Source organism: Candidatus Galacturonatibacter soehngenii (assembly GCF_008830185.1).
Taxonomy (GTDB): domain Bacteria; phylum Bacillota; class Clostridia; order Lachnospirales; family Lachnospiraceae; genus Lachnotalea; species Lachnotalea soehngenii.
In genome coordinates, this window is the sequence record NZ_WAGX01000008.1 from 236,690 (window position 1) to 258,202 (window position 21,513).

The 21,513-nt window shown below is 35.4% G+C and carries 32 protein-coding genes; all 32 read left to right on the plus strand.

Going from position 1 to position 21,513, the window contains the following annotated elements:
* Window positions 1-73 precede the first annotated feature (73 nt).
* The 32 genes from F7O84_RS18165 (at window position 74) to map (ending at window position 21,487) form a co-directional block, all read left to right on the plus strand.
* The gene (locus F7O84_RS18165; protein WP_151148503.1) at window positions 74-1,159 is read left to right on the plus strand and encodes a PucR family transcriptional regulator; all 1,086 of its coding nucleotides are present in this window, start codon (window positions 74-76) and stop codon (window positions 1,157-1,159) included.
* 13 nt (window positions 1,160-1,172) lie between these two features.
* Window positions 1,173-1,859 (plus strand): cell division ATP-binding protein FtsE, encoded by a 687-nt coding sequence (gene ftsE, locus F7O84_RS18170; protein ID WP_151148504.1) that lies wholly within the window; start codon window positions 1,173-1,175, stop codon window positions 1,857-1,859.
* Window positions 1,849-2,757, plus strand: coding sequence for a permease-like cell division protein FtsX (ftsX, locus tag F7O84_RS18175; RefSeq protein ID WP_151148505.1), 909 nt, complete (start codon window positions 1,849-1,851; stop codon window positions 2,755-2,757). The genes ftsE and ftsX overlap by 11 nt, the downstream gene beginning before the upstream one ends.
* Window positions 2,758-2,765: 8 nt before the next feature.
* Window positions 2,766-4,034, plus strand: a complete 1,269-nt coding sequence (locus F7O84_RS18180) for a murein hydrolase activator EnvC family protein (RefSeq protein WP_151148506.1) — start codon at window positions 2,766-2,768, stop codon at window positions 4,032-4,034.
* A gap of 26 nt (window positions 4,035-4,060) precedes the next feature.
* On the plus strand, window positions 4,061-5,308 hold the full coding sequence (locus tag F7O84_RS18185) for a S41 family peptidase (RefSeq protein ID WP_151148507.1): 1,248 nt from the start codon (window positions 4,061-4,063) through the stop codon (window positions 5,306-5,308).
* Window positions 5,309-5,489: 181 nt separating this feature from the next.
* The gene (locus F7O84_RS18190) at window positions 5,490-6,350 is read left to right on the plus strand and encodes a class I SAM-dependent methyltransferase (protein ID WP_151148650.1); all 861 of its coding nucleotides are present in this window, start codon (window positions 5,490-5,492) and stop codon (window positions 6,348-6,350) included.
* A gap of 118 nt (window positions 6,351-6,468) precedes the next feature.
* Window positions 6,469-8,022 (plus strand): ArnT family glycosyltransferase, encoded by a 1,554-nt coding sequence (locus F7O84_RS18195; RefSeq protein ID WP_151148508.1) that lies wholly within the window; start codon window positions 6,469-6,471, stop codon window positions 8,020-8,022.
* A 14-nt stretch (window positions 8,023-8,036) separates the two neighbouring features.
* Window positions 8,037-8,591 (plus strand): hypothetical protein, encoded by a 555-nt coding sequence (locus F7O84_RS18200; RefSeq protein ID WP_151148509.1) that lies wholly within the window; start codon window positions 8,037-8,039, stop codon window positions 8,589-8,591.
* A gap of 344 nt (window positions 8,592-8,935) precedes the next feature.
* Entirely contained in the window at window positions 8,936-9,253 is a 318-nt protein-coding gene (gene rpsJ / locus F7O84_RS18205) for a 30S ribosomal protein S10 (protein ID WP_094377168.1), read from the plus strand.
* Window positions 9,254-9,366: 113 nt separating this feature from the next.
* Window positions 9,367-10,047: a 50S ribosomal protein L3 gene (rplC, locus tag F7O84_RS18210; RefSeq protein WP_151148510.1), complete on the plus strand. Its 681-nt coding sequence runs from the start codon at window positions 9,367-9,369 to the stop codon at window positions 10,045-10,047.
* Between the two features lie 28 nt (window positions 10,048-10,075).
* A complete protein-coding gene (rplD, locus tag F7O84_RS18215; RefSeq protein WP_151148511.1) occupies window positions 10,076-10,696 on the plus strand; it encodes a 50S ribosomal protein L4 in 621 nt (206 codons plus the stop codon).
* Complete coding sequence (rplW, locus tag F7O84_RS18220) at window positions 10,696-10,995, plus strand: 50S ribosomal protein L23 (RefSeq protein ID WP_151148512.1); 300 nt, start codon at window positions 10,696-10,698, stop codon at window positions 10,993-10,995. The genes rplD and rplW overlap by 1 nt, the downstream gene beginning before the upstream one ends.
* A 73-nt stretch (window positions 10,996-11,068) precedes the next feature.
* Window positions 11,069-11,917, plus strand: coding sequence for a 50S ribosomal protein L2 (rplB, locus tag F7O84_RS18225; protein ID WP_151148513.1), 849 nt, complete (start codon window positions 11,069-11,071; stop codon window positions 11,915-11,917).
* Window positions 11,918-11,953: 36 nt separating this feature from the next.
* Window positions 11,954-12,235 carry a 30S ribosomal protein S19 gene (gene rpsS / locus F7O84_RS18230; protein WP_151148514.1) on the plus strand — a complete coding sequence of 94 codons (282 nt, stop codon included), beginning with the start codon at window positions 11,954-11,956 and terminating at the stop codon, window positions 12,233-12,235.
* 29 nt (window positions 12,236-12,264) lie between these two features.
* A complete protein-coding gene (gene rplV, locus F7O84_RS18235; protein ID WP_151148515.1) occupies window positions 12,265-12,654 on the plus strand; it encodes a 50S ribosomal protein L22 in 390 nt (129 codons plus the stop codon).
* A gap of 11 nt (window positions 12,655-12,665) precedes the next feature.
* On the plus strand, window positions 12,666-13,322 hold the full coding sequence (rpsC, locus tag F7O84_RS18240; protein ID WP_151148516.1) for a 30S ribosomal protein S3: 657 nt from the start codon (window positions 12,666-12,668) through the stop codon (window positions 13,320-13,322).
* Window positions 13,322-13,759, plus strand: a complete 438-nt coding sequence (gene rplP, locus F7O84_RS18245) for a 50S ribosomal protein L16 (protein ID WP_151148517.1) — start codon at window positions 13,322-13,324, stop codon at window positions 13,757-13,759. Before rpsC ends, rplP begins: the two co-directional genes overlap by 1 nt.
* Window positions 13,749-13,949 (plus strand): 50S ribosomal protein L29, encoded by a 201-nt coding sequence (gene rpmC / locus F7O84_RS18250; RefSeq protein WP_094377159.1) that lies wholly within the window; start codon window positions 13,749-13,751, stop codon window positions 13,947-13,949. Before rplP ends, rpmC begins: the two co-directional genes overlap by 11 nt.
* A gap of 40 nt (window positions 13,950-13,989) precedes the next feature.
* The gene (gene rpsQ, locus F7O84_RS18255; RefSeq protein WP_151148518.1) at window positions 13,990-14,244 is read left to right on the plus strand and encodes a 30S ribosomal protein S17; all 255 of its coding nucleotides are present in this window, start codon (window positions 13,990-13,992) and stop codon (window positions 14,242-14,244) included.
* 33 nt (window positions 14,245-14,277) lie between these two features.
* Window positions 14,278-14,646 (plus strand): 50S ribosomal protein L14, encoded by a 369-nt coding sequence (gene rplN, locus F7O84_RS18260; RefSeq protein ID WP_151148519.1) that lies wholly within the window; start codon window positions 14,278-14,280, stop codon window positions 14,644-14,646.
* Window positions 14,647-14,658: 12 nt separating this feature from the next.
* The gene (rplX, locus tag F7O84_RS18265) at window positions 14,659-14,970 is read left to right on the plus strand and encodes a 50S ribosomal protein L24 (protein WP_151148520.1); all 312 of its coding nucleotides are present in this window, start codon (window positions 14,659-14,661) and stop codon (window positions 14,968-14,970) included.
* Between the two features lie 24 nt (window positions 14,971-14,994).
* Complete coding sequence (gene rplE / locus F7O84_RS18270) at window positions 14,995-15,534, plus strand: 50S ribosomal protein L5 (protein WP_151148521.1); 540 nt, start codon at window positions 14,995-14,997, stop codon at window positions 15,532-15,534.
* Window positions 15,535-15,550: 16 nt separating this feature from the next.
* Complete coding sequence (locus tag F7O84_RS18275) at window positions 15,551-15,736, plus strand: type Z 30S ribosomal protein S14 (RefSeq protein WP_094377154.1); 186 nt, start codon at window positions 15,551-15,553, stop codon at window positions 15,734-15,736.
* A gap of 24 nt (window positions 15,737-15,760) precedes the next feature.
* Complete coding sequence (gene rpsH / locus F7O84_RS18280; protein WP_151148522.1) at window positions 15,761-16,162, plus strand: 30S ribosomal protein S8; 402 nt, start codon at window positions 15,761-15,763, stop codon at window positions 16,160-16,162.
* A 294-nt stretch (window positions 16,163-16,456) separates the two neighbouring features.
* Window positions 16,457-16,996 (plus strand): 50S ribosomal protein L6, encoded by a 540-nt coding sequence (gene rplF, locus F7O84_RS18285; RefSeq protein WP_151148523.1) that lies wholly within the window; start codon window positions 16,457-16,459, stop codon window positions 16,994-16,996.
* A 17-nt stretch (window positions 16,997-17,013) separates the two neighbouring features.
* Window positions 17,014-17,382: a 50S ribosomal protein L18 gene (gene rplR, locus F7O84_RS18290; RefSeq protein ID WP_151148524.1), complete on the plus strand. Its 369-nt coding sequence runs from the start codon at window positions 17,014-17,016 to the stop codon at window positions 17,380-17,382.
* Window positions 17,383-17,397: 15 nt separating this feature from the next.
* On the plus strand, window positions 17,398-17,907 hold the full coding sequence (gene rpsE, locus F7O84_RS18295; protein WP_151148525.1) for a 30S ribosomal protein S5: 510 nt from the start codon (window positions 17,398-17,400) through the stop codon (window positions 17,905-17,907).
* A 14-nt stretch (window positions 17,908-17,921) separates the two neighbouring features.
* Entirely contained in the window at window positions 17,922-18,104 is a 183-nt protein-coding gene (gene rpmD / locus F7O84_RS18300; protein ID WP_151148526.1) for a 50S ribosomal protein L30, read from the plus strand.
* A 23-nt stretch (window positions 18,105-18,127) separates the two neighbouring features.
* A complete protein-coding gene (gene rplO / locus F7O84_RS18305) occupies window positions 18,128-18,568 on the plus strand; it encodes a 50S ribosomal protein L15 (protein ID WP_151148527.1) in 441 nt (146 codons plus the stop codon).
* A gap of 2 nt (window positions 18,569-18,570) precedes the next feature.
* Window positions 18,571-19,887, plus strand: coding sequence for a preprotein translocase subunit SecY (secY, locus tag F7O84_RS18310; protein WP_151148528.1), 1,317 nt, complete (start codon window positions 18,571-18,573; stop codon window positions 19,885-19,887).
* A 192-nt stretch (window positions 19,888-20,079) separates the two neighbouring features.
* Window positions 20,080-20,724 carry an adenylate kinase gene (locus F7O84_RS18315; protein WP_151148529.1) on the plus strand — a complete coding sequence of 215 codons (645 nt, stop codon included), beginning with the start codon at window positions 20,080-20,082 and terminating at the stop codon, window positions 20,722-20,724.
* Between the two features lie 4 nt (window positions 20,725-20,728).
* Complete coding sequence (gene map, locus F7O84_RS18320) at window positions 20,729-21,487, plus strand: type I methionyl aminopeptidase (protein WP_151148530.1); 759 nt, start codon at window positions 20,729-20,731, stop codon at window positions 21,485-21,487.
* Window positions 21,488-21,513 lie beyond the last annotated feature (26 nt).

Below are 21,513 nucleotides of genomic sequence, written 5' to 3' on the forward strand. Positions count from 1 at the left end.
CGAAAAACATCAAAATTTTTTGTTGTGAATGTTGTATATTAAAATTATACCAATGTTAAAGGAGTAGAGTGTAATGATATCAAATCAAATACTTCAAAACACAATTGAAGGGCTAAAAGGAATTACAAGAGTAGATTTATGTATAATGGACACGGATGGGAATGTACTAGCTACAACCTTTCATGAGGCGGAGGCATACGAGGATGTTGTAATGTCTTTTGCGGATTCACCTGCTGACAGTCAAGTGATGCAAGGATATCAGTTTTTTAAAGTATTTGATGAGCATCAGCTAGAGTATATTTTGCTTGCAAATGGTGGAAGTGAAGATGTCTATATGGTTGGGAAAATTGCAGCGTTCCAGATACAGAATTTGCTAATTGCCTACAAAGAGCGTTTTGACAAAGACAATTTTATTAAGAATTTATTATTAGACAACCTGTTACTTGTAGATATATATAACAGGTCAAAGAAACTGCATATTGATACGGATGTAAAACGAGTTGTATTTATCATTGAGTTAAACAGCGAAAAAGAGATCAATGGACTAGAGATTGTTCGCGGACTCTTTGGTGGAAAGACAAAAGATTTTATTACAGCAGTTGATGAAAAGAGTGTCATTGTTGTAAAAGAGGTAGGGCAAAACGAAGGATATGACGATATGGATAAAACGGCCAAAAGCATATTGGATTTATTCCATGCCAATGGCAGCAAAGTTCATATTGCTTATGGAACCATTGTAAATGAGATTAAAGAAGTATCTAGATCCTATAAGGAAGCAAAGATGGCACTTGATGTAGGAAGGATATTCTTTAGTGAGAGAGATATTATAGCCTATAGTACACTTGGAATAGGAAGATTAATATATCAACTACCAATTCCACTTTGCAAAATGTTTATAAAAGAAATCTTTGATGGAAAATCACCAGATGATTTTGATGAAGAGACATTAACTACCATATATAAATTTTTTGAAAATAGCTTAAATGTTTCAGAAACATCAAGACAGCTCTATATTCATAGAAATACATTAGTATATCGATTGGATAAATTACAAAAAAGTACAGGCCTTGACTTAAGAGTTTTTGAAGATGCAATAACCTTTAAGATTGCACTTATGGTCGTGAAGTATATGAAGTACATGGAGACTTTGGATTATTAATTAAGGAGTAAAAATGATAGAACTGGAAAATGTAAGTAAGACTTATTCTTCTGGAACACCTGCAATTAACGGAATAAGTCTTAGTATTGAAAAAGGTGAATTTGTCTTTATTGTTGGCAGTAGTGGCTCTGGAAAATCTACCCTAATCAAACTACTATTAAAAGAATTAGAGCCAACAACAGGAAAGATAACAGTTAATAATAAAAATCTTGGACGTTTAAAGAGAAGACAAATTCCTAAATTTAGAAGAGAACTTGGAGTAGTGTTTCAAGATTTTAGATTGTTGAAGGATCGAAATGTATATGAAAATGTAGCGTTTGCACAACGTGTGATTCAAATACCTACAAAAAACATTAAAAGACAGGTGCCTGCTATGCTTTCTATGGTAGGACTTGCTGAAAAATATAAAGCAAATCCGAAAGAATTATCAGGTGGTGAGCAACAAAGAGTTGCTTTGGCAAGAGCCTTAGTGAACAAACCTTCTATCCTATTGGCAGATGAGCCTACTGGTAATTTAGATCCTAAAAACTCATGGGAAATTATGAAACTTCTAGAAGAAGCAAACCAAAGAGGAACTACAGTTCTTGTGGTTACACACAATAGAGAAATCGTTGATGCAATGCAAAAACGCGTGATTACGATGCAAAAAGGCGTAATTGTAAGTGACGAGCAAAAAGGTGGGTACGCTTATGAGAATTAGTTCAATTGCATATAGTTTAAAACAAGGAATAAAAAATATTGTAAGAAATAAGATGTTTTCTCTTGCATCGATTGCAACTATGGCAGCCTGTATATTTTTGTTAGGTTTATTTTATGCAGTTGTAGCCAATTTTCAGCATATTGTAAAATCAGCTGAGGAAGGTGTTTCTATTACCGTTTTCTTTGACGAAGGAATCACACAGGAGCAAATAGATGCAATAGGAAACGAAATAGGAAAACGAGTAGAAGTTTCAAAATATAATTATATTTCAGAGGATGATGCTTGGCAAGCGGCGATTAATGACTACTTTGGTGGAGATGAAAGTGTAGCATCGAGCTTTGAAGGGGACAATCCTCTTGTTGGGTCTTCAAGTTATGAAATTTATTTAAATGATGTATCAATGCAAAAGGCGTTGGTTACCTATCTGGAATCGTTAGACGGAGTACGTCAAGTAAATCGTTCTGAAATAGTAGCCGATATGCTGACTAACTTCAATGTATTGGTTGGATACATATCTTTAGCAATTATTATTATTTTGCTTGCAGTAGCAGTTTTTCTTATCAGTAACACAGTAACGATTGGTATTGCGGTACGAAGAGAAGAGATATCCATTATGAAATTAATTGGAGCAACTGATTTCTTTGTAAGGGCTCCATTTATTGTGGAAGGTATCTTAATTGGCTTGATTGGTTCATGTATACCATTAATCGCTCTTTATTATATGTACCGAAATATTATTCAGTTAGTGACTGAAAGATTTAAAATATTACAGGGTGTCTTAACTTTTCTACCTGTTAATTCAGTGTTTGAAATATTGACCCCAGTTTCCTTATTAATTGGAATTGGAATTGGATTCCTTGGTAGTTTCATTACAATACGTAAACATTTGAAAGTTTAGGTGGTGCCATGAAGAAGTATATGAAATATATGGTAATTATACTTACTTTTACTATCGGACTTCAAGCGAACTTTTTTACCTTTGTAACAAGTGCCAAATCTTCCTCACAAGTGCAAATGGAGAAGGAACAGCTTGAACAAGAACTTGAAAATGCAAATTCTGAATCTGAAGATTTAAAATCCGGATTAGAGAATACGCAAAAAGCAATCGACGCTCTTTCGAAAAAAAAGAGTAATATGGAGAGCTATGTTAAAGAACTAGATAGCCAGTTAAATGAAATATTAGATAACATGAAAAAAATAGAACAGCAGATAGAAGAAAAAGAAGAGGAAATCGACCAAACCACAAAAGAGCTTTTGCAAGCACAAAAAGAGGAAGAACAACAGTATGATTCTATGAAAAAAAGAATTAAATTCATGTATGAAAACGGAAATGTCGCATATATTGAATTGATTCTTCAATCCAAATCTTTGTCTCAATTACTTAATGCAGCTGAGTATATCCAAAAGATATCGGAATACGATAGAGAACTGCTCGACGAATATAAGAAAACGATAGAGTTTATAGCCACAGCCAAAGAAAAGCTAGAAATTGAAAAAGTGGAATTGGCTGATTTAAAAGCAGAGACCGAAACAAAAAAAGCGGAAGTATCTGATTTAATTGATGCGAAGTCAACCCAAATTGCAAAATACGAAAGCGACATTTTGTCGGCAAAAGAATTAGAAGATGATTATGAGGCTGATATCAAAGCTCAAAATGCAGTGATTGCAGCACTTGAAGCTTCTGTAGCAGCTAAAAAAGCAGAGATTAAAAGGCTTGCAGAGGCAGAAAATCAGGCAAATGCCAATCAACAGACAAAAGTAAATATAACTACAACTTATGACGGTGGTACATTTACATGGCCATGTCCTTCAAGTAAGAGGATAAGTAGTGATTATGGAAATCGTCTACATCCAATTCTTAATGTAAACAAATTTCATAATGGAATTGATATTGCGGCACCAACGGGAAGTTCAATTGTAGCAGCATACACAGGAACTGTTGTTGGAGCAGGGTATAATTCTTCCATGGGTAATTATGTAATGATTGACCATGGCGATGAATTATACACAATATACATGCATGCTTCAGCACTATATGTTTCTACTGGACAGAATGTGAACAAGGGAGATTCTATAGCAGCAGTAGGAACGACAGGAAGATCAACAGGACCGCATTTGCATTTTGGAGTCCGTTTAAACGGAAGTTATGTAAATCCGCGTAACTATGTGGGCTAATAATAATCAGGCAAAGGAAGGTCATCGTGGAAGATAATAAAAAATTTATAAAAGGTTTTTTAGGCGGATTATTTACCGCTACATGCGTGTTAGCAATCGTAGTATTCATATATAAATATACTGATTTAGATGTTAACCTAAGTAGGGCTAGTCTGGTAAGCAATACATCAAATGATGCTGACACGAAAGAAGTGGGAAGTAAGGCTGTTGATAGTAAGATTAGCGTTATAAAACAAATCATTGACAAGTATTATCTAGAAGAAGTACATGAAACAGATTTGGTAGAAGGAATGTATAAAGGATTGGTTGATGGATTAGGAGACCCTTATTCTGTATACTACACCAAGGATGAGTTTCAAAGCTTGATGGAAAGTACAAACGGTGTATATTGTGGTATTGGTGTAACGGTTTCACAAGATGCAAATACAGGTATTATTACCTTGGTAAAGCCATTTGAAAATAGCCCTGGATTAAAGGCAGGCATATTACCGGGAGATATTCTTTATATGGTAGATGACACAGAAGTAACAGGTATGGAGCTTTCCAGTGTAGTTGCCATGATTAAAGGAGAAGAAGGAACCACTGTCAATTTAACCATCATTCGTGAAGGAGAACGTGATAACATTGAACTAACAGTGGAAAGGCAGCAGATTGAAATTCCCACAATTAGCTATGAGGTGCTGAAAAATAATATAGGCTATATTAATATCAGTGAATTTGATACGGTGACGCAGCCACAGTTCATCAATGCGTTAGAAGATTTGAAAAATCAAGGAATTGCGGGACTTATTGTTGATTTAAGAAATAACCCAGGTGGCAATTTGGATGTTGTTAATAATATACTCGATCAGATTCTACCAGAAGGTATGATTGTGTATACAGAAGATAAGTATGGAAACAAAGAAGAGTATAAATCCGATGAAGAGCACCAGTTTACGAAACCGTTAGCGGTATTGATTAACGGAAATAGCGCAAGTGCTTCGGAGATATTTGCTGGCGCGGTCAAAGATTATGGCATTGGTACATTAGTTGGAACAAAGACTTTTGGAAAAGGAATTGTACAACGCTTAATTGAACTTGGTGATGGTACTGCGATGAAATTGACCATTTCGAAATATTATACGCCAAATGGGTATAATATTCATAAGATAGGTATTGAACCAGATGTCTTGATTGAATTAGATGAAGCATTAAAAATGCAAGCAATCATTACTCATGACGAAGATAATCAACTTCAAAAAGCGATTGAGATTATTGAAGAAAAATTACATTAAAGTATGGTTATCGTATCACCGTGCAGTAGAATACAAAGCAGTCTATGCAAGTTTTTGCTTGTTTAGGTGCTTTGTATTTGTATTTGCTGTATATGACGCTTTGACTTAACAGGAAGTAAAGTAAGTTTAGTATGCATGGATGAGGGAAAAAGAAAAACAGTTAGATAGAAAGGTAACTACTATGTGGATAGCAGATGGATGGAAAGATTATGAAGTGATAGATACCGCTAGCGGTGAAAAATTAGAACGATGGGGAAAGTATATTTTAGTGCGTCCAGATCCACAAGTGATTTGGGATACTCCAAAGAACAATAAAGGATGGAAGAAAATGAACGGGCACTATCACAGAAGTGTGAAAGGTGGCGGTGAGTGGGAATTTTTTGATTTACCACAACAATGGACGATTGGATACAAAGGATTAACTTTCAATCTAAAGCCGTTTAGCTTTAAACATACAGGTCTATTTCCTGAACAAGCAACCAATTGGGACTGGTTTGGTAATAAAATAAAAGAAGCAAAAAGACCAATTAAAGTGTTGAATTTATTTGCTTATACAGGAGGGGCAACGCTTGCCGCGGCAAAAGCAGGCGCACAAGTGACTCATGTAGATGCTTCAAAGGGTATGGTAGGATGGGCGAAAGAAAATGCAGCGTCTTCAGGATTGGAGGATGCACCGATTCGCTGGATTGTAGATGATTGTGTGAAATTTGTTGAACGTGAAATAAGAAGAGGGAATCGTTACGATGCTATAATTATGGATCCACCATCCTATGGAAGAGGACCTAAAGGCGAAATATGGAAGATTGAAGAGGCGATACATCCTCTTATTAAGTTATGTTCACAGCTTCTCTCTGATAAACCACTGTTCTTTTTGATTAATTCTTATACAACTGGGCTTGCTCCAGCTGTACTCAGCTATATGCTTTCGGTTGAATTAAAAAGATTTCATGGTAGCGTAGAAGCTTCAGAAGTGGGATTACCAGTTACGCAGACGGGTCTGGTTCTTCCTTGCGGTGCATCTGGGCGTTGGGAAGCCAGATAAATAATTTGTGCAATTTTTACATCTCATTCGAAAAAGAGAAGGAATCACCCCTTCTCTTTTTGCTTGACATAGGTAATGTTCTTGTGTAAATTATAAGTGCGGTAAAAGGAGAACACTTATGGAAAAAATAAAAAAAATAGTAAAGAAACAACAATATATAGTAGTATTTGTACTTATTTTAATAGGAAGTCTGGCTAGATTACTCTTTTTATCATCCTATCCAGGGGGTGTGTCTCAGGATGAAGCATTTAGTGCTTACGATGCATTTTCTTTAGCTAATTATGGAGTCGATTGTTTTGGGTATCGTTTTCCAGTTTACAATACGAGCTGGGGAAGTGGAATGAGTGCACTATATAGCTGGTTAAGTATTCCTTTTATTAAGCTTTTTGGATTAAATATGTGGTCGGTGCGATTGGCACAGTCACTTTTAGGTATCATATCGCTCGTAGTTTTATATCTTCTAATGAAGAAAGTAACAAATGATAAGATTGCCTTCATCACACTTTTTTTATTTGCAATCAGTCCATGGCACATTGTTATGGTAAGGTGGGGGCTAGATTCTGCAACCACACCCGCATTCTTATTGCTTGCTATGTATTTTTTTGTACTTGGACTTGAACGAGAAAACTATTTACTTTTATCCGCTGTCTTTTATGGATTGTCACTTTATTGTTATGCTTTCTTATGGACGTTGTTGCCTTTTATCTTACTTTTTCAGATAGGGTATGCGTATGTTCATAAAAAAATAAAGTTTTCCTATATAAGTATAGGGGCGGCTATTATCATATTATTATTTGCACTACCCCTAATGCTTTTTTTACTTGTCAATTATGATATAGTAGGAGAGATAAAGACATCTTTTATTTCCATTCCTAAGATTGCGTATTTTCGCAGTGGTGAAGTTGGTTCTGGTGGGTTTATGGGAAAACTTTATTCCTATTATAGAGTATTATTTTTGCAAGATGACGGAAACATTTGGAACAGCGTCCCAGAATATGGTATTCATTATAAATTTGGACTTGTTTTTGTATTTGTAGGGTTGTTCTATTCACTTTGGAATTGTTTGATAAACTTAAAGAATAAAAGTTATAACCCATTTATCTATGTGATATTTCAATTTTTAATAGGAAGTTTTGCGGCCTTGGTTGTTGATAAATGCGATATTAATAAGCTTAACCTACTTCATATCCCTACAATTGCCTTTGCGGGTATTGGTATTTATAAACTGTGTAAAGTAATTGGAAAATACACCATTTATTTGGTTCTTGTCATATACTTAGTTGGCTTTGGCTTTTTTGAATATTCTTACTTTACAAGTTACAATGAATTAATTTCAAAAGAATTTAATGCAGGTCTCATGGAAGCGGTTGAATTTGCTATGGATATTACACGAGGTACAATATGCGTTACGGACAAGGCGTATCATTCACAGGTAATGCTTGCATCCCAAATTCCTACACCAGAATATTTAGATACCGTTGTTTATACAAACTATCCTTCGATTTGGTTGGAGGTGGCATCGTTTGGTAGATTTGAATTCCAAGAAAAAGAAATCCTTCCTAAGTTATCAGAAGATAAAGTATATATTTGGGAAAGCAGCCAGGTCGATTACTTTAAAAGGCTGGAGTACCAGGTAAAAGAATTTGATAATTTTATAGTTGCATATAAATAGAAAGTAGGTTGCAAATGAAAAAAATAATAAATTTTATTCTATTTCAGTTAATTGCATTTATATTGGGATGGCTGCTATACATTGCAATGATTCAGATAGGAATATTTGATTTTATTGGAGTATATTTTTATAAAACTATATTAATATTAATTATTACTGGAACAATACTTCTCATAGCCGAATTGTTATGCAAACATTTTTGGAGATGTGCGCCGTTTGATTACAAAGATGTTATAATTTCATTTGTGTTATTTATGAGTATTAATATGGTATGGCTTTCTACTGTTGTGGTTTCTTTGGATCGTTCCTTATCGGTGTTTGTACTTTCGTATTTGGAACAAGAAGATCGTAGTTACAGTGAAACAGAGTTAAATGAAGTGTTTCAAGAGGTGTTTATTGAAAAATATGAGATGCTTGATCGAAGGTTTTGGGAACAGTTGGAATCGGGAAACATTAAAGAGGATGAAAATGGCTATCAGTTGACCAAACGAGGTAAGCTACTAGTTGATTTGTTTAAAGTGGTAGGGAACACCTATAAAGTTGACACACGATTTATTGAGCCAGAATAACAGTTAGAGTTTAGCCATTTCTAGATAAATTTTAAGGGAATGGCTAAACATAATATAAAATATAAAAAAATTAAAAAAATCCTTGCAAATAGTAAAAGATTCATGTATACTATCTAATGTTGTGACATTGATAGCGTAGAAGCGTGAGGTTGCTACCATATGGTAGGTTTTCCGTGGAGCGAATGTCAAGTTAAGAAACTGGCGACAAGTCACTGTATAATCTAAAATGTCCATGAAATAGTGGAAACAACGTGCTGGTATCATGTGATACACACGGGAGAGTGTACAGTCACCGCTTGTCGTACTTCGAATTAATAAAGTGCGAAAAGGAGGCGACTTTTTTTATGGCAAGTCAAGTAATGAGAATCACATTGAAAGCTTACGATCATCAGTTAATCGATCAGTCAGCTAAAAAGATCATCGAAACTGTAAAGAAGAACGGATCTCAGGTGAGTGGACCTGTACCATTACCTACTAAGAAGGAAGTAGTAACTATTCTTAGAGCGGTTCACAAATACAAAGATTCTAGAGAACAGTTCGAACAAAGAACTCATAAGAGACTTATCGATATTGTAACACCAACTCAGAAAACAGTTGATGCATTATCAAGATTAGAAATGCCAGCTGGTGTTTATATCGATATCAAAATGAAACAAAAATAACACGAAGTATCCTGAAGGGTTAATATAGAAGTAACGAAAGTTCCACTTATATAACTGTTCTAGGATGATTGCCAAAAAGGCAATCCGCTGTAGAGAAAACAGGAGGTAAGAAAATGAAGAAAGCTATTTTAGCTACTAAAGTAGGAATGACTCAAATCTTTAATGAAGATGGTGTGTTAATTCCTGTAACTGTATTACAAGCTGGACCATGTGTTGTAACACAGATTAAGACTGTTGAAAACGATGGATATAATGCAGTGCAGGTTGGTTTTGCTGACAAGAAAGAAAAAGTTAAAGTTGTTGACAAAGCTGGTAAAAAAGAAATTAGAAACAGACATGGTGTAAATAAGGCAGAAAAAGGTCACTTTGACAAAGCTGGCGTAACAGGTAAGAGATTCGTAAGAGAATTCAAACTTGAAAACGCAGCAGAATTTAAAGTTGCAGATGAAATCAAAGCAGACATTTTCGCAGCTGGAGATAAAGTTGATGCTAGTGCAATTGCAAAAGGAAAAGGATTCCAAGGCGCAATTAAGAGACATGGACAGTCTAGAGGACCTATGGCTCATGGTTCTAAATTCCATCGTCATGCAGGTTCCAATGGTGCTGCTTCTAACCCAAGTAAAGTGTTCAAAGGTAAGAAAATGCCAGGACATATGGGTGCGAAAAAGATTACAATCCAGAACCTTGAAATTGTAAGAGTTGATGCAGAAAACAATTTACTTTTAGTGAAAGGTGCTGTACCTGGACCTAAAAAATCTTTAGTAACAATTAAAGAGACCGTAAAAGCAAACTAGTGCTTGGTGAGAAAGGAGGAAAACACAGATGGCAAATGTATCTGTATACAATATGGAAGGCAAAGAAGTTGGAACAATCGAACTAAATGATGCTGTGTTTGGTGTAGAAGTAAATGAACACTTATTACACATGGCAGTTGTTCACCAACTTGCAAATAAACGTCAAGGAACTCAAAAAGCGAAAACTCGTTCAGAAGTTTCTGGTGGCGGAAGAAAGCCATGGAGACAGAAGGGAACTGGACATGCAAGACAGGGTTCTACAAGATCTCCACAATGGACTGGCGGTGGTGTTGTATTTGCACCAACTCCAAGAGATTACTCATTTAAGATGAATAAGAAAGAAAAGAGAATTGCTCTTCAATCTGCTTTATCTTCAAAGGTAAATGAAAATAAATTAATCGTTGTTGATGAAATCAAATTTGATGAAATCAAAACAAAGAAATTCCAAGCTGTATTAGATAACTTAAAAGTATCTAAAGCTTTGGTTGTTCTTAATGAAAATGACAAGAATGTTGTTCTTTCCGCTAAGAATATTCCTACAGTACAAACAGCTTTAACAAACACAATCAATGTGTATGATATTTTAAAATATAACACAGTTATCGTAACGAAGGCTGCTGTTGCTACTATCGAGGAGGTGTATGCATAATGGCAAATATTCAATATTATGATGTAATCCTCAAACCAGTAATCACAGAAAAGAGTATGCAAGGAATGGAAGCTAAAAAATATACTTTTTTAGTTCATCCAGAAGCGAATAAGACTCAGATCAAAGAAGCTGTTGAAAAAATGTTTGCAGGAACAAAAGTTAAGAGCGTAAACACAATGAACCAAGATGGAAAAACCAAAAGAAGAGGAAGAACATCTGGAAAGACTGCTAAAACGAAAAAAGCAATTGTTCAATTAACAGCAGAAAGTAAAGAAATAGAGATTTTTGAAGGATTATAAGAAAATCAAATATGAAACTATACGCAAGTAAAGCGTGACAACAAATAATCGGAAATTGAAAGGAGTGACTAAAATGGGTATTAGAAAATACAACCCATATACACCTTCCAGAAGACATATGACAGGTTCAGACTTCTCTGAAATCACAAAAACAACTCCAGAGAAATCATTACTTGCTTCAAAAAGCAAAACAGCAGGTCGTAATAGTCAGGGTAAAATAACAGTAAGACATCGTGGCGGCGGTGTAAAAAGAAAATATAGAATTATAGATTTTAGAAGAAGAAAAGATGGTATTATCGGAACTGTTGCAGGTATCGAATACGATCCAAACAGAACAGCTAATATCGCATTAATCCACTATGCAGATGGTGAAAAAGCTTACATCTTAGCACCAGAAGGATTAACAGATGGAATGAAAGTTGTAAGTGGAACTGGAGCAGAAATTAGAGTGGGTAACTGTTTACCGTTATCAGAAATTCCTGTAGGTACACAGATTCATAACATCGAAATGTATCCAGGTAAAGGTGGACAGTTAGTTCGTTCCGCTGGAACAAGCGCTCAGTTAATGGCAAAAGAAGGAAAATATGCCACTCTTAGATTACCATCAGGTGAAATGAGAATGGTACCAATCATTTGTAAAGCTACTATCGGTGTTATTGGAAACGGTGATCATAGTCTTATCAACATCGGTAAAGCAGGACGTAAGCGTCACATGGGTATTAGACCTACTGTTCGTGGTTCTGTAATGAACCCTAATGACCATCCACATGGTGGTGGTGAAGGTAAAACTGGTATTGGTCGTCCAGGCCCAGTTACTCCTTGGGGTAAACCAGCTCTTGGCTTAAAGACAAGAAAGAAAAAGAAAGCATCTAATAAGTTAATCGTAAGAAGAAGAGACGGTAAAACTTTAAATACAAAATAGTAACCAAAAGTAGAAATCGTAAGGAGGTTAGAACCTATGGCTCGCTCACTTAAAAAAGGACCATTTGCAGATGCAAGTTTACTTAAGAAAGTAGACTCTATGAACGAAAAAGGCGACAAATCAGTTATTAAAACTTGGTCACGTCGTTCTACTATTTTCCCACAGATGGTTGGACATACAATTGCAGTTCATGACGGAAGAAAACATGTTCCTGTATATGTTACAGAGGATATGGTTGGACACAAGCTTGGAGAGTTTGTTGCAACCAGAACTTACAGAGGACATGGAAAAGACGAAAAACGTTCAGGTGTTCGTTAAATAAATGTAGTTTGAAAGGAGGTTTCATCATGGCAAAAGGACATAGATCCCAAATTAAAAGAGAAAGAAATGCGAATAATAAAGAAACGAGACCAAAAGCAAAGTTATCATATGCTAGAGTGTCTGTTCAAAAAGCATGTTTCGTTTTAGATGCCATTAGAGGCAAAGATGTGAAGACAGCTCTTGGTATTTTAGCTTATAACCCAAGATATGCTTCAAGTATTATAGAAAAATTATTAAAATCAGCAATTGCAAATGCTGAAAATAACAACGGAATGAATGTAGATAACCTTTTTATTGAAGAATGTTACGCAGAAAAAGGACCTACAATGAAGAGAATTAGACCAAGAGCACAGGGTAGAGCTTATAGAATCGAGAAGAGAATTAGCCATATCACAATCGTGCTTAATGAAAGATAAGGAGGGAAAGAATGGGACAGAAAGTTAATCCTCATGGCTTAAGAGTCGGTGTTATTAAGGATTGGGACTCAAAATGGTATGCTGAAGCTGATTTTGCAGATTACTTAGTAGAAGACTACAAGATCAGAAAATACCTTAAGAATAAATTATACAGCTCTGGTGTTTCTAAGATTGAAATCGAAAGAGCATCAGACAGAGTAAAAGTTATCATTTTCACTGCTAAACCAGGTGTTGTAATTGGTAAAGGCGGAGTTGAAATTGATAAGATTAAAGCAGAAGTTCAAAAATTCACTTCTAAGAAATTAGTAGTAGATATCAAAGAAGTAAAAAGACCAGACAAAGATGCTCAGTTAGTAGCTGAAAATATCGCATTACAGTTGGAAAACCGTGTTTCTTTTAGAAGAGCAATGAAATCTTCTATGACAAGAACCATGAAAGCAGGAGTAAAAGGTATTAAAACAGCTGTTTCAGGACGTCTTGGCGGTGCTGATATGGCTCGTACAGAGTTCTACAGTGAAGGAACAATTCCTTTGCAGACATTAAGAGCAGATATTGAATATGGTTTCGCAGAAGCAGATACAACTTACGGTAAATTAGGCGTAAAAGTATGGATCTACAAAGGCGAAGTACTTCCAACTAAAGGAAATAAGGAAGGGAGCGATAAATAATGTTAATGCCAAAAAGAGTAAAGCGTCGTAAACAATTTCGTGGAAGCATGAAAGGTAAAGCATTAAGAGGTAATATGATTACCAATGGTGAATACGGTATTGTCGCTTTAGAACCATGTTGGATTAGATCTAATCAGATTGAAGCAGCGCGTATTGCTATGACTCGTTATATCAAACGTGGTGGTAAAGTTTGGATTAAGATTTTCCCAGATAAACCAGTAACTACAAAACCAGCTGAAACACGTATGGGTTCTGGTAAGGGCTCATTAGAATACTGGGTAGCAGTTGTTAAGCCAGGTCGTGTAATGTTTGAAATCTCAGGTGTAGCAGAAGAAGTTGCTAGAGAAGCATTACGTCTTGCAGTTCACAAGTTACCATGTAGATGTAAAGTAGTTTCTCGCGCAGACTTAGAAGGCGGTGATAACAGTGAAAATTAATAAGTATGTAGAAGATTTAAAAGCAAAATCAGCTGCAGAATTAAATGATGAATTAGTAGCTGCTAAAAAGGAACTTTTCAATTTAAGATTCCAGAACGCAACCAATCAGTTAGATAATACAAGCAGAATCAAAGAAGTTAGAAAGAATATTGCAAGAATTCAGACTATTATTACTGAAATGTCTAAATAAATCACTGATTGATGAATCTTAACGAAAGGAGATTATTGTTGTGGAAAGAAATTTAAGAAAAACGCGCATCGGAAAAGTTGTTAGCGATAAAATGGATAAAACAATTGTTGTAGCTGTTGAAGATCATGTTAAGCATCCTTTATATAAGAAGATTATTAAAAGAACATATAAATTAAAAGCTCATGACGAAGAAAATGCATGCAACATTGGTGATACAGTTAAAGTTATGGAGACAAGACCATTGTCAAAAGATAAGAGATGGAGACTTGTAGAGATCGTTGAAAAAGCAAAATAATTTTTGCAATATATTTTGAAGGAGGTAACCTAGATGATACAACAAGAGAGTAGACTTAGAGTCGCTGATAATACAGGTGCAAAAGAATTGCTTTGTATTAGAGTGTTAGGTGGTTCTACTAGAAGATATGCTGCTATCGGCGATGTCATCGTTGCCAGCGTTAAAGATGCAACACCAGGAGGTGTTGTAAAAAAAGGTGACGTTGTGAAAGCTGTAGTTGTACGTTCAGTAAAAGGCGCTCGTCGTAAGGACGGTTCTTATATAAAATTCGATGAAAATGCTGCTGTAATTATTAAAGATGACAAAAACCCAAGAGGAACCCGTATTTTTGGACCAGTAGCAAGAGAGTTAAGAGAAAAACAATTTATGAAAATTGTTTCATTAGCTCCTGAAGTATTATAAGGAGGTGCCAAGATGTCAACTATGAAAATCAAAAAAGGTGATACGGTTAAAGTAATCACTGGTAAAGATAAAGATAAAGAAGGTAAAGTACTTTCTGTTGATTTAAAAAACAACAAAGCGATTGTTGAAGGAATCAACAAAGTTACAAAACATTCAAAACCAAGCGCTGCAAATCAGGCTGGCGGAATTATTGAAAAAGAAGCTCCTATTGATCTTTCTAATGTGATGTACGTTCATAAAGGAAAGGCTACAAGAATCGGTTTTAAAGTGGAAGGCGATAAAAAAGTTCGTGTAGCAAAATCAACTGGCGAAGCTATCGACTAATAGTAAGAGAGGAGGTTGCAAACGTTGAGTAGACTTAAAGAAGAATATAAAAATGAAATAGTAGAAGCTATGACTAAAAAGTTTGGTTATAAGAATGTAATGCAGGTACCTAAGATTGAAAAAATTGTTATTAACATGGGTGTTGGCGAAGCAAAAGATAACGCAAAGCTTTTAGACGCAGCAGTAAAAGATCTAGAAATTATTACTGGACAGAAGGTAGTTCTTACAAGAGCAAAGAAGTCAGTGGCTAACTTCAAAATCAGAGAAGGTATGCCTATCGGATGTAAGGTAACATTAAGAGGCGAGAAAATGTATGAATTCCTTGATCGTCTTGTGAATTTAGCACTACCTCGTGTACGTGACTTTAGAGGTGTTAATCCAAACGCATTTGATGGCAGAGGTAACTACTCACTAGGAATTAAAGAACAGCTAATTTTCCCTGAAATTGAATATGACAAAGTTGACAAAGTTAGAGGTATGGACGTAATTTTCGTTACTACAGCTAACACAGATGAAGAAGCTCGTGAATTATTGACATTATTCAATATGCCGTTTACAAAATAGATAGGAGGGAAACTTCATGGCTAAGACTTCAATGAAGGTGAAACAGCAACGTAAGCAAAAATTCTCAACTAGAGAATATAGCCGTTGTAGAATATGTGGTCGTCCACATGCATATTTAAGAAAATACGGAATCTGCAGAATTTGCTTCCGTGAATTAGCATATAAAGGACAAATACCAGGCGTTAAAAAAGCAAGCTGGTAAAAAACGGAAGGAGGCAACCTTAAAATGACTATGAGTGATCCAATCGCAGATATGCTTACGAGAATCCGTAATGCAAATACTGCTAAACATGATACAGTAGATATTCCTGCTTCAAAAATGAAATTAGCTATTGCTGAAATTCTTTTTAATGAAGGATATATCAAAAAGTTTGAAATCGTTGAAGATGGAAACTTTAAAACAATCCGTGTTACATTAAAATACGGTAAAGATAAAAACGAAAAAATTATCACAGGACTTAAAAGAATCTCAAAACCAGGTCTTCGTGTATACGCAAATAAGGAAGAACTTCCAAAAGTTCTTGGCGGTCTTGGAATTGCAATTATCTCTACAAACCAAGGTGTTGTAACAGATAAAGCAGCAAGACAGTTAAACGTTGGTGGAGAAGTATTAGCGTTTGTTTGGTAGGCATTGAGCACTTAGCGAGCTCAAGTCTTTAGACGTAGAGCGAGGTTAGTGCGAAAGCCGTTCCCGAGACTTAGGCTGTGGCGAGCTAAAAGCGAAGCCAGAGCATTAGCCGAGCGGAACTGTGAATACAGCCACAGTCAAGAGAACCCAACTGTGAATTATTTTCACAACATGGAGTTCACATCTAAGCAAAATTGTACTCCTCTCAATCTAGAGCGGTATACATTAAGCATTGACAATAATATTAAACAATTAAAACCCATTAATTCAATTCAGAATACAGGAGGTACGGGCATGTCACGTATAGGAAGAATGCCAATCGCGGTACCAGCAGGCGTTACTGTTGATATTGCAGAAAATAATAAAGTGACTGTAAAAGGTCCAAAGGGAACACTTGAAAGAGTATTACCAGTAGAAATGGATATCAAATTAGAAGGTAGTGAAGTAATTGTTACCAGACCAAGTGATTTAAAGAAAATGAAATCCTTACATGGTTTAACAAGAACACTTATCTCTAATATGGTTATCGGTGTAACAGATGGTTACGCAAAAGTTCTTGAAATCAATGGTGTTGGTTATAAAGTTGCGAAAGCAGGTAAAAAATTAACTTTATCTTTAGGATATTCACATCCAGTAGAGATGGAAGATCCAGAAGGATTAGAGTCAGTTGTTGAAGGAAATAAGATTACAATTAAAGGTATCGACAAAGAAAAAGTTGGCCAATACGCAGCTGAAATCAGAGATAAGAGAAGACCTGAGCCTTACAAAGGAAAAGGTATTAAATATGCTGATGAAGTTATTAGACGTAAAGTTGGTAAGACTGGTAAGAAATAATTAAGGAGTGTGAAAAAATGGTTAACAAAAAATCAAAAACGGAAATCCGTGAGAAAAAGCATAGAAGATTGCGTAATCGTTTCAGTGGAACCACCGAAAGACCACGTTTAGCTGTGTTTAGAAGTAATAATCATATGTATGCTCAAATTATTGACGATACAGTTGGCAATACTCTTGTTTCAGCATCTACAGTTCAAAAAGATGTAAAGGCTGAATTAGAGAAGACTAATAACGTTGATGCAGCAGCATACTTAGGTACGGTTATTGCAAAAAAGGCATTAGATAAAGGTATTACAACTGTTGTCTTTGATAGAGGCGGCTTCATATACCACGGAAAAGTTAAAGCATTAGCAGAAGCAGCTAGAGAAGCTGGACTAAAATTCTAAGAAGGAGGAGAACACATGAAACGTACAATCATTGATGCTAGTCAATTAGAATTAGAAGAAAAAGTAGTATCAATCAAACGTGTTACTAAAGTTGTAAAAGGTGGACGTAACTTTCGTTTTACAGCATTAGTAGTAGTTGGTGACGGTAAAGGACACGTTGGTGCTGGACTTGGAAAAGCAACAGAAATTCCTGAAGCGATTCGTAAAGGAAAAGAAGATGCAGCGAAAAAGTTGATCAACGTAACTTTAGATGATAACAACAGTATTTCACATGATTTTATCGGAAAATTTGGTAGTGCTGAGGTACTATTAAAGAGAGCACCAGAAGGTACAGGTGTTATCGCTGGTGGTCCAGCGCGTAGCGTTCTTGAATTAGCAGGAATCAAAAATATCCGTACAAAATCATTAGGATCCAATAATAAGCAAAACGTTGTTCTTGCTACAATTGAAGGATTAAGCAAATTAAAAACTCCAGAAGAGGTAGCTAAACTTCGCGGAAAAACTGTTGAAGAGATTCTAGGCTAAGGAGGGTATTTAAAATGGCTGATAAATTAAAAATAACTTTAGTAAAGTCTACAATCGGTGCAATTCCTAAGCAGAGAGCTACTGTTGAAGCATTGGGTCTTAAAAAACTTAACAAGACTGTTGAGTTACCAGACAATGGTGCAACAAGAGGTATGATACAACGCGTTAGACATTTAGTTAAAGTTGAAGAGATATAATTATTAGAGAAGGAGGTGTCAGGATGGATTTATCAAATTTAAAACCAGCAGATGGTTCAAAACATAATGATAATTTCAGAAGAGGTCGTGGACACGGTTCAGGAAATGGAAAGACCGCTGGTAAGGGTCATAAAGGACAAAAGGCTCGTTCAGGCGGTACAAGACCAGGTTTTGAAGGTGGCCAGATGCCTTTATACAGAAGAATTCCTAAAAGAGGATTTACTAACCGCAATACCAAAGAAATTATTGGTATCAACATTAGTGCTCTTGAAGTATTCGACAATGATACAGTAGTTTCAGTTGAAACTTTACTTGAACAAGGAATCGTTAAGAATCCTAGAGATGGTGTTAAGATTCTTGGAAACGGAGAATTAACTAAGAAGCTTACTGTTCAGGCTAATGCATTTAGTGCAAGTGCTGTAGAAAAAATTGAAGCTCTTGGTGGAAAAACTGAGGTGATCTAATAATGCTTGCAACACTCCAAAACGCATTTAAAATTAAAGATATAAGAAATAGAATTATATATACGTTTTTAATGTTAGTTGTAGTAAGAATAGGTTCACAGCTTCCTATTCCTGGAGTAGACAGGACTTATTTTGCAAACTGGTTTGCAAGTCAATCCGGTGACGCATTCAATTTCTTTGATGCCGTTACCGGAGGATCATTTTTGCAAATGTCAGTATTTGCATTAAATATTACACCTTACATTACGTCCTCTATTATTGTGCAGTTATTGACAATTGCAATTCCAAAGTTAGAGGAAATGCAAAAAGATGGAGAAGACGGAAGAAAGAAAATACAAAAAATCACTCGTTTTGTAACTGTCGGATTGGCATTACTGGAATCAGCTGCAATGGCAATTGGATTTGGTAGACAAGGTTTGTTAGAAACATTTGATTTTATCAATGTTGTTATGGTTATCGTAACTTTGACAGCTGGATCTGCTTTCCTTATGTGGGTAGGTGAGAGAATCACTGAAAAGGGTGTAGGAAATGGTATTTCCATAGTACTTTTAATCAATATCATTTCACGTATTCCTACTGATTTCATTTCTTTATATGAACAATTCGTGGCTTCTAAGAGTGTTGCGAAAGGTGCTTTGGCAATGTTAATCATTGTCGCTATTATATTAGCTACTGTAGTTTTTGTTATTTTCTTACAGGGTGGACAAAGAAAGATTCCTGTTCAATATGCAAAGAAAATGCAAGGAAGAAAAATGGTTGGTGGACAATCTACCCATATTCCTTTAAAGGTGAATACGGCTGGTGTTATTCCAATTATTTTTGCGTCTTCATTGATGCAGTTTCCAGTAGTAATTGCTTCATTAATTGGAAAAAGTCAAGGTACTGGAGTTGGCGCTGAGATTTTAAAAGGATTGACTACTTCAAATTGGTGCAATCCAAAGCAACCAGTTTATAGTATCGGACTGTTAGTATATATCGTTTTAGTAATATTTTTTGCATATTTTTATACATCGATTACATTTAATCCGATGGAAGTAGCAAATAATATGAAAAAGCAGGGTGGTTTTATCCCAGGTATTCGTCCTGGTAAGCCGACCACTGATTACTTAAATAAGATTTTAAATTATGTCATATTTATTGGAGCGGTAGGACTTATTATCGTTGCCGTTATACCGATTTTCTTTTCAGGTGTATTCGGAGCTTCAGTTTCATTTGGTGGGACATCACTTATCATTATGGTTGGTGTTATCCTAGAAACCTTGAAACAAATAGAATCTAAAATGATTGTGCGCAATTATAAAGGGTTTTTAAATGACTAATTTCTAGAAATAATCTTTCTGGATAACTTAAATAGTGTTCTGCAGTTTATACTGTAGTGCACTATTGTAATATATATAAAGTAATAATATAATTATATTATCAATATATTAGAACATATCCATTTAAGCAATTTTCTATAGTATAAATTATCCATTTAATGGTAATAATTTAAGTGATTGGAGGAAATGTCAGTGAAAATAATTATGCTTGGTGCTCCGGGGGCAGGCAAAGGTACACAAGCCAAAAAGATAGCAGATAAATATCATATACCACACATCTCAACGGGAGATATTTTTCGAGCAAACATTAAAAATGAAACAGAGTTAGGTAAAAAGGCAAAAACGTACATGGATCAGGGGCTTTTAGTTCCGGATGAATTAACAGTAAATTTAGTAATTGACAGATTTAAGAATCCAGACTGTGCAGATGGATATGTATTGGATGGTTTTCCAAGAACAATTCCTCAGGCTGAAAGTTTAGATGCTGCATTAGCAGAACTTGGTGAAAAAATTGATTATGCTATAAATGTGGATGTTCCAGACGATAATATTATTAATAGAATGTCGGGGCGTAGAGCATGTTTATCATGTGGAGCCACATATCATATTGTACATATACCGACGAAAGAGGAAGGAATATGTGATCGATGTGGCCATGAGCTAATACTAAGAGATGACGATAAGCCAGAAACAGTGAATAAGAGGCTTAGTGTTTATCATGAGCAAACACAACCGTTGATTAATTATTATACTGCTAAAAAAATACTAGTTGATGTAGATGGTACGAAAGATATGGCGGATGTATTTGACGCTATAGTAAAAATTTTAGGAGCATAAATTTATGGCTGTAACAATAAAGTCTGATAGAGAAATTGAGCTTATGAGAGAAGCAGGTAAAATTCTTGCTATTGTTCATAAGGAATTAGAAAAAGCAATTAAGCCAGGCATATCAACAAAGGATATTGATAATCTGGGAGAAGAAATTATAAGAAGTTATAACTGTATTCCTTCTTTCTTAAATTATAACGGATATCCAGCGTCAATATGTGTGTCAATTAATGATGAGGTGGTTCACGGAATACCTTCTAAGGAACGTTTTCTTATGGAAGGCGATATCGTAAGCCTAGATGCAGGAGTAATTTATAAAGGGTATCATTCCGATGCCGCAAGAACACATGGTGTTGGTGAAATAAGTACTCAGGCAAAGAAATTAATTGAAGTAACTAGGCAGAGCTTTTTTGAAGGAATTAAATATGCAAAAGAAGGAAACCATCTATTTGAAATTTCAGAAGCGATTGGAAGATATGCTGAAAGCTTTGGCTACGGTGTAGTCAGAGACCTTGTAGGTCATGGCATCGGTTCTAATTTACACGAGGATCCTCAGATACCAAATTTCAAGCAGAGAAGAAGAGGCTTAAAGCTCCAAGCAGGAATGACACTTGCCATAGAACCTATGATAAATATAGGTCGTTACGATGTTGAATGGCTAGATGATGACTGGACTGTTGTGTCAGAAGACGGATCCTTATCAGCTCATTATGAAAATACGGTACTTATTACAAAGGGTGAACCTGAGTTGTTAACCATGTATGAAGAGTGAGCCTATAAAGTCTAGTGCAGATACAG

Coding starts and splice junctions, on each gene's coding strand:
- F7O84_RS18165 (WP_151148503.1), top strand. CDS start 74: ATGATATCAAATCAAATACTTCAAAACACAATTGAAGGGCTAAAAGGA.
- ftsE (WP_151148504.1), top strand. CDS start 1,173: ATGATAGAACTGGAAAATGTAAGTAAGACTTATTCTTCTGGAACACCT.
- ftsX (WP_151148505.1), top strand. CDS start 1,849: ATGAGAATTAGTTCAATTGCATATAGTTTAAAACAAGGAATAAAAAAT.
- F7O84_RS18180 (WP_151148506.1), top strand. CDS start 2,766: ATGAAGAAGTATATGAAATATATGGTAATTATACTTACTTTTACTATC.
- F7O84_RS18190 (WP_151148650.1), top strand. CDS start 5,490: ATGTGGATAGCAGATGGATGGAAAGATTATGAAGTGATAGATACCGCT.
- F7O84_RS18195 (WP_151148508.1), top strand. CDS start 6,469: ATGGAAAAAATAAAAAAAATAGTAAAGAAACAACAATATATAGTAGTA.
- F7O84_RS18200 (WP_151148509.1), top strand. CDS start 8,037: ATGAAAAAAATAATAAATTTTATTCTATTTCAGTTAATTGCATTTATA.
- rpsJ (WP_094377168.1), top strand. CDS start 8,936: ATGGCAAGTCAAGTAATGAGAATCACATTGAAAGCTTACGATCATCAG.
- rplC (WP_151148510.1), top strand. CDS start 9,367: ATGAAGAAAGCTATTTTAGCTACTAAAGTAGGAATGACTCAAATCTTT.
- rplD (WP_151148511.1), top strand. CDS start 10,076: ATGGCAAATGTATCTGTATACAATATGGAAGGCAAAGAAGTTGGAACA.
- rplW (WP_151148512.1), top strand. CDS start 10,696: ATGGCAAATATTCAATATTATGATGTAATCCTCAAACCAGTAATCACA.
- rplB (WP_151148513.1), top strand. CDS start 11,069: ATGGGTATTAGAAAATACAACCCATATACACCTTCCAGAAGACATATG.
- rpsS (WP_151148514.1), top strand. CDS start 11,954: ATGGCTCGCTCACTTAAAAAAGGACCATTTGCAGATGCAAGTTTACTT.
- rplV (WP_151148515.1), top strand. CDS start 12,265: ATGGCAAAAGGACATAGATCCCAAATTAAAAGAGAAAGAAATGCGAAT.
- rpsC (WP_151148516.1), top strand. CDS start 12,666: ATGGGACAGAAAGTTAATCCTCATGGCTTAAGAGTCGGTGTTATTAAG.
- rplP (WP_151148517.1), top strand. CDS start 13,322: ATGTTAATGCCAAAAAGAGTAAAGCGTCGTAAACAATTTCGTGGAAGC.
- rplN (WP_151148519.1), top strand. CDS start 14,278: ATGATACAACAAGAGAGTAGACTTAGAGTCGCTGATAATACAGGTGCA.
- rplX (WP_151148520.1), top strand. CDS start 14,659: ATGTCAACTATGAAAATCAAAAAAGGTGATACGGTTAAAGTAATCACT.
- F7O84_RS18275 (WP_094377154.1), top strand. CDS start 15,551: ATGGCTAAGACTTCAATGAAGGTGAAACAGCAACGTAAGCAAAAATTC.
- rpsH (WP_151148522.1), top strand. CDS start 15,761: ATGACTATGAGTGATCCAATCGCAGATATGCTTACGAGAATCCGTAAT.
- rplF (WP_151148523.1), top strand. CDS start 16,457: ATGTCACGTATAGGAAGAATGCCAATCGCGGTACCAGCAGGCGTTACT.
- rplR (WP_151148524.1), top strand. CDS start 17,014: ATGGTTAACAAAAAATCAAAAACGGAAATCCGTGAGAAAAAGCATAGA.
- rpsE (WP_151148525.1), top strand. CDS start 17,398: ATGAAACGTACAATCATTGATGCTAGTCAATTAGAATTAGAAGAAAAA.
- rpmD (WP_151148526.1), top strand. CDS start 17,922: ATGGCTGATAAATTAAAAATAACTTTAGTAAAGTCTACAATCGGTGCA.
- rplO (WP_151148527.1), top strand. CDS start 18,128: ATGGATTTATCAAATTTAAAACCAGCAGATGGTTCAAAACATAATGAT.
- secY (WP_151148528.1), top strand. CDS start 18,571: ATGCTTGCAACACTCCAAAACGCATTTAAAATTAAAGATATAAGAAAT.
- map (WP_151148530.1), top strand. CDS start 20,729: ATGGCTGTAACAATAAAGTCTGATAGAGAAATTGAGCTTATGAGAGAA.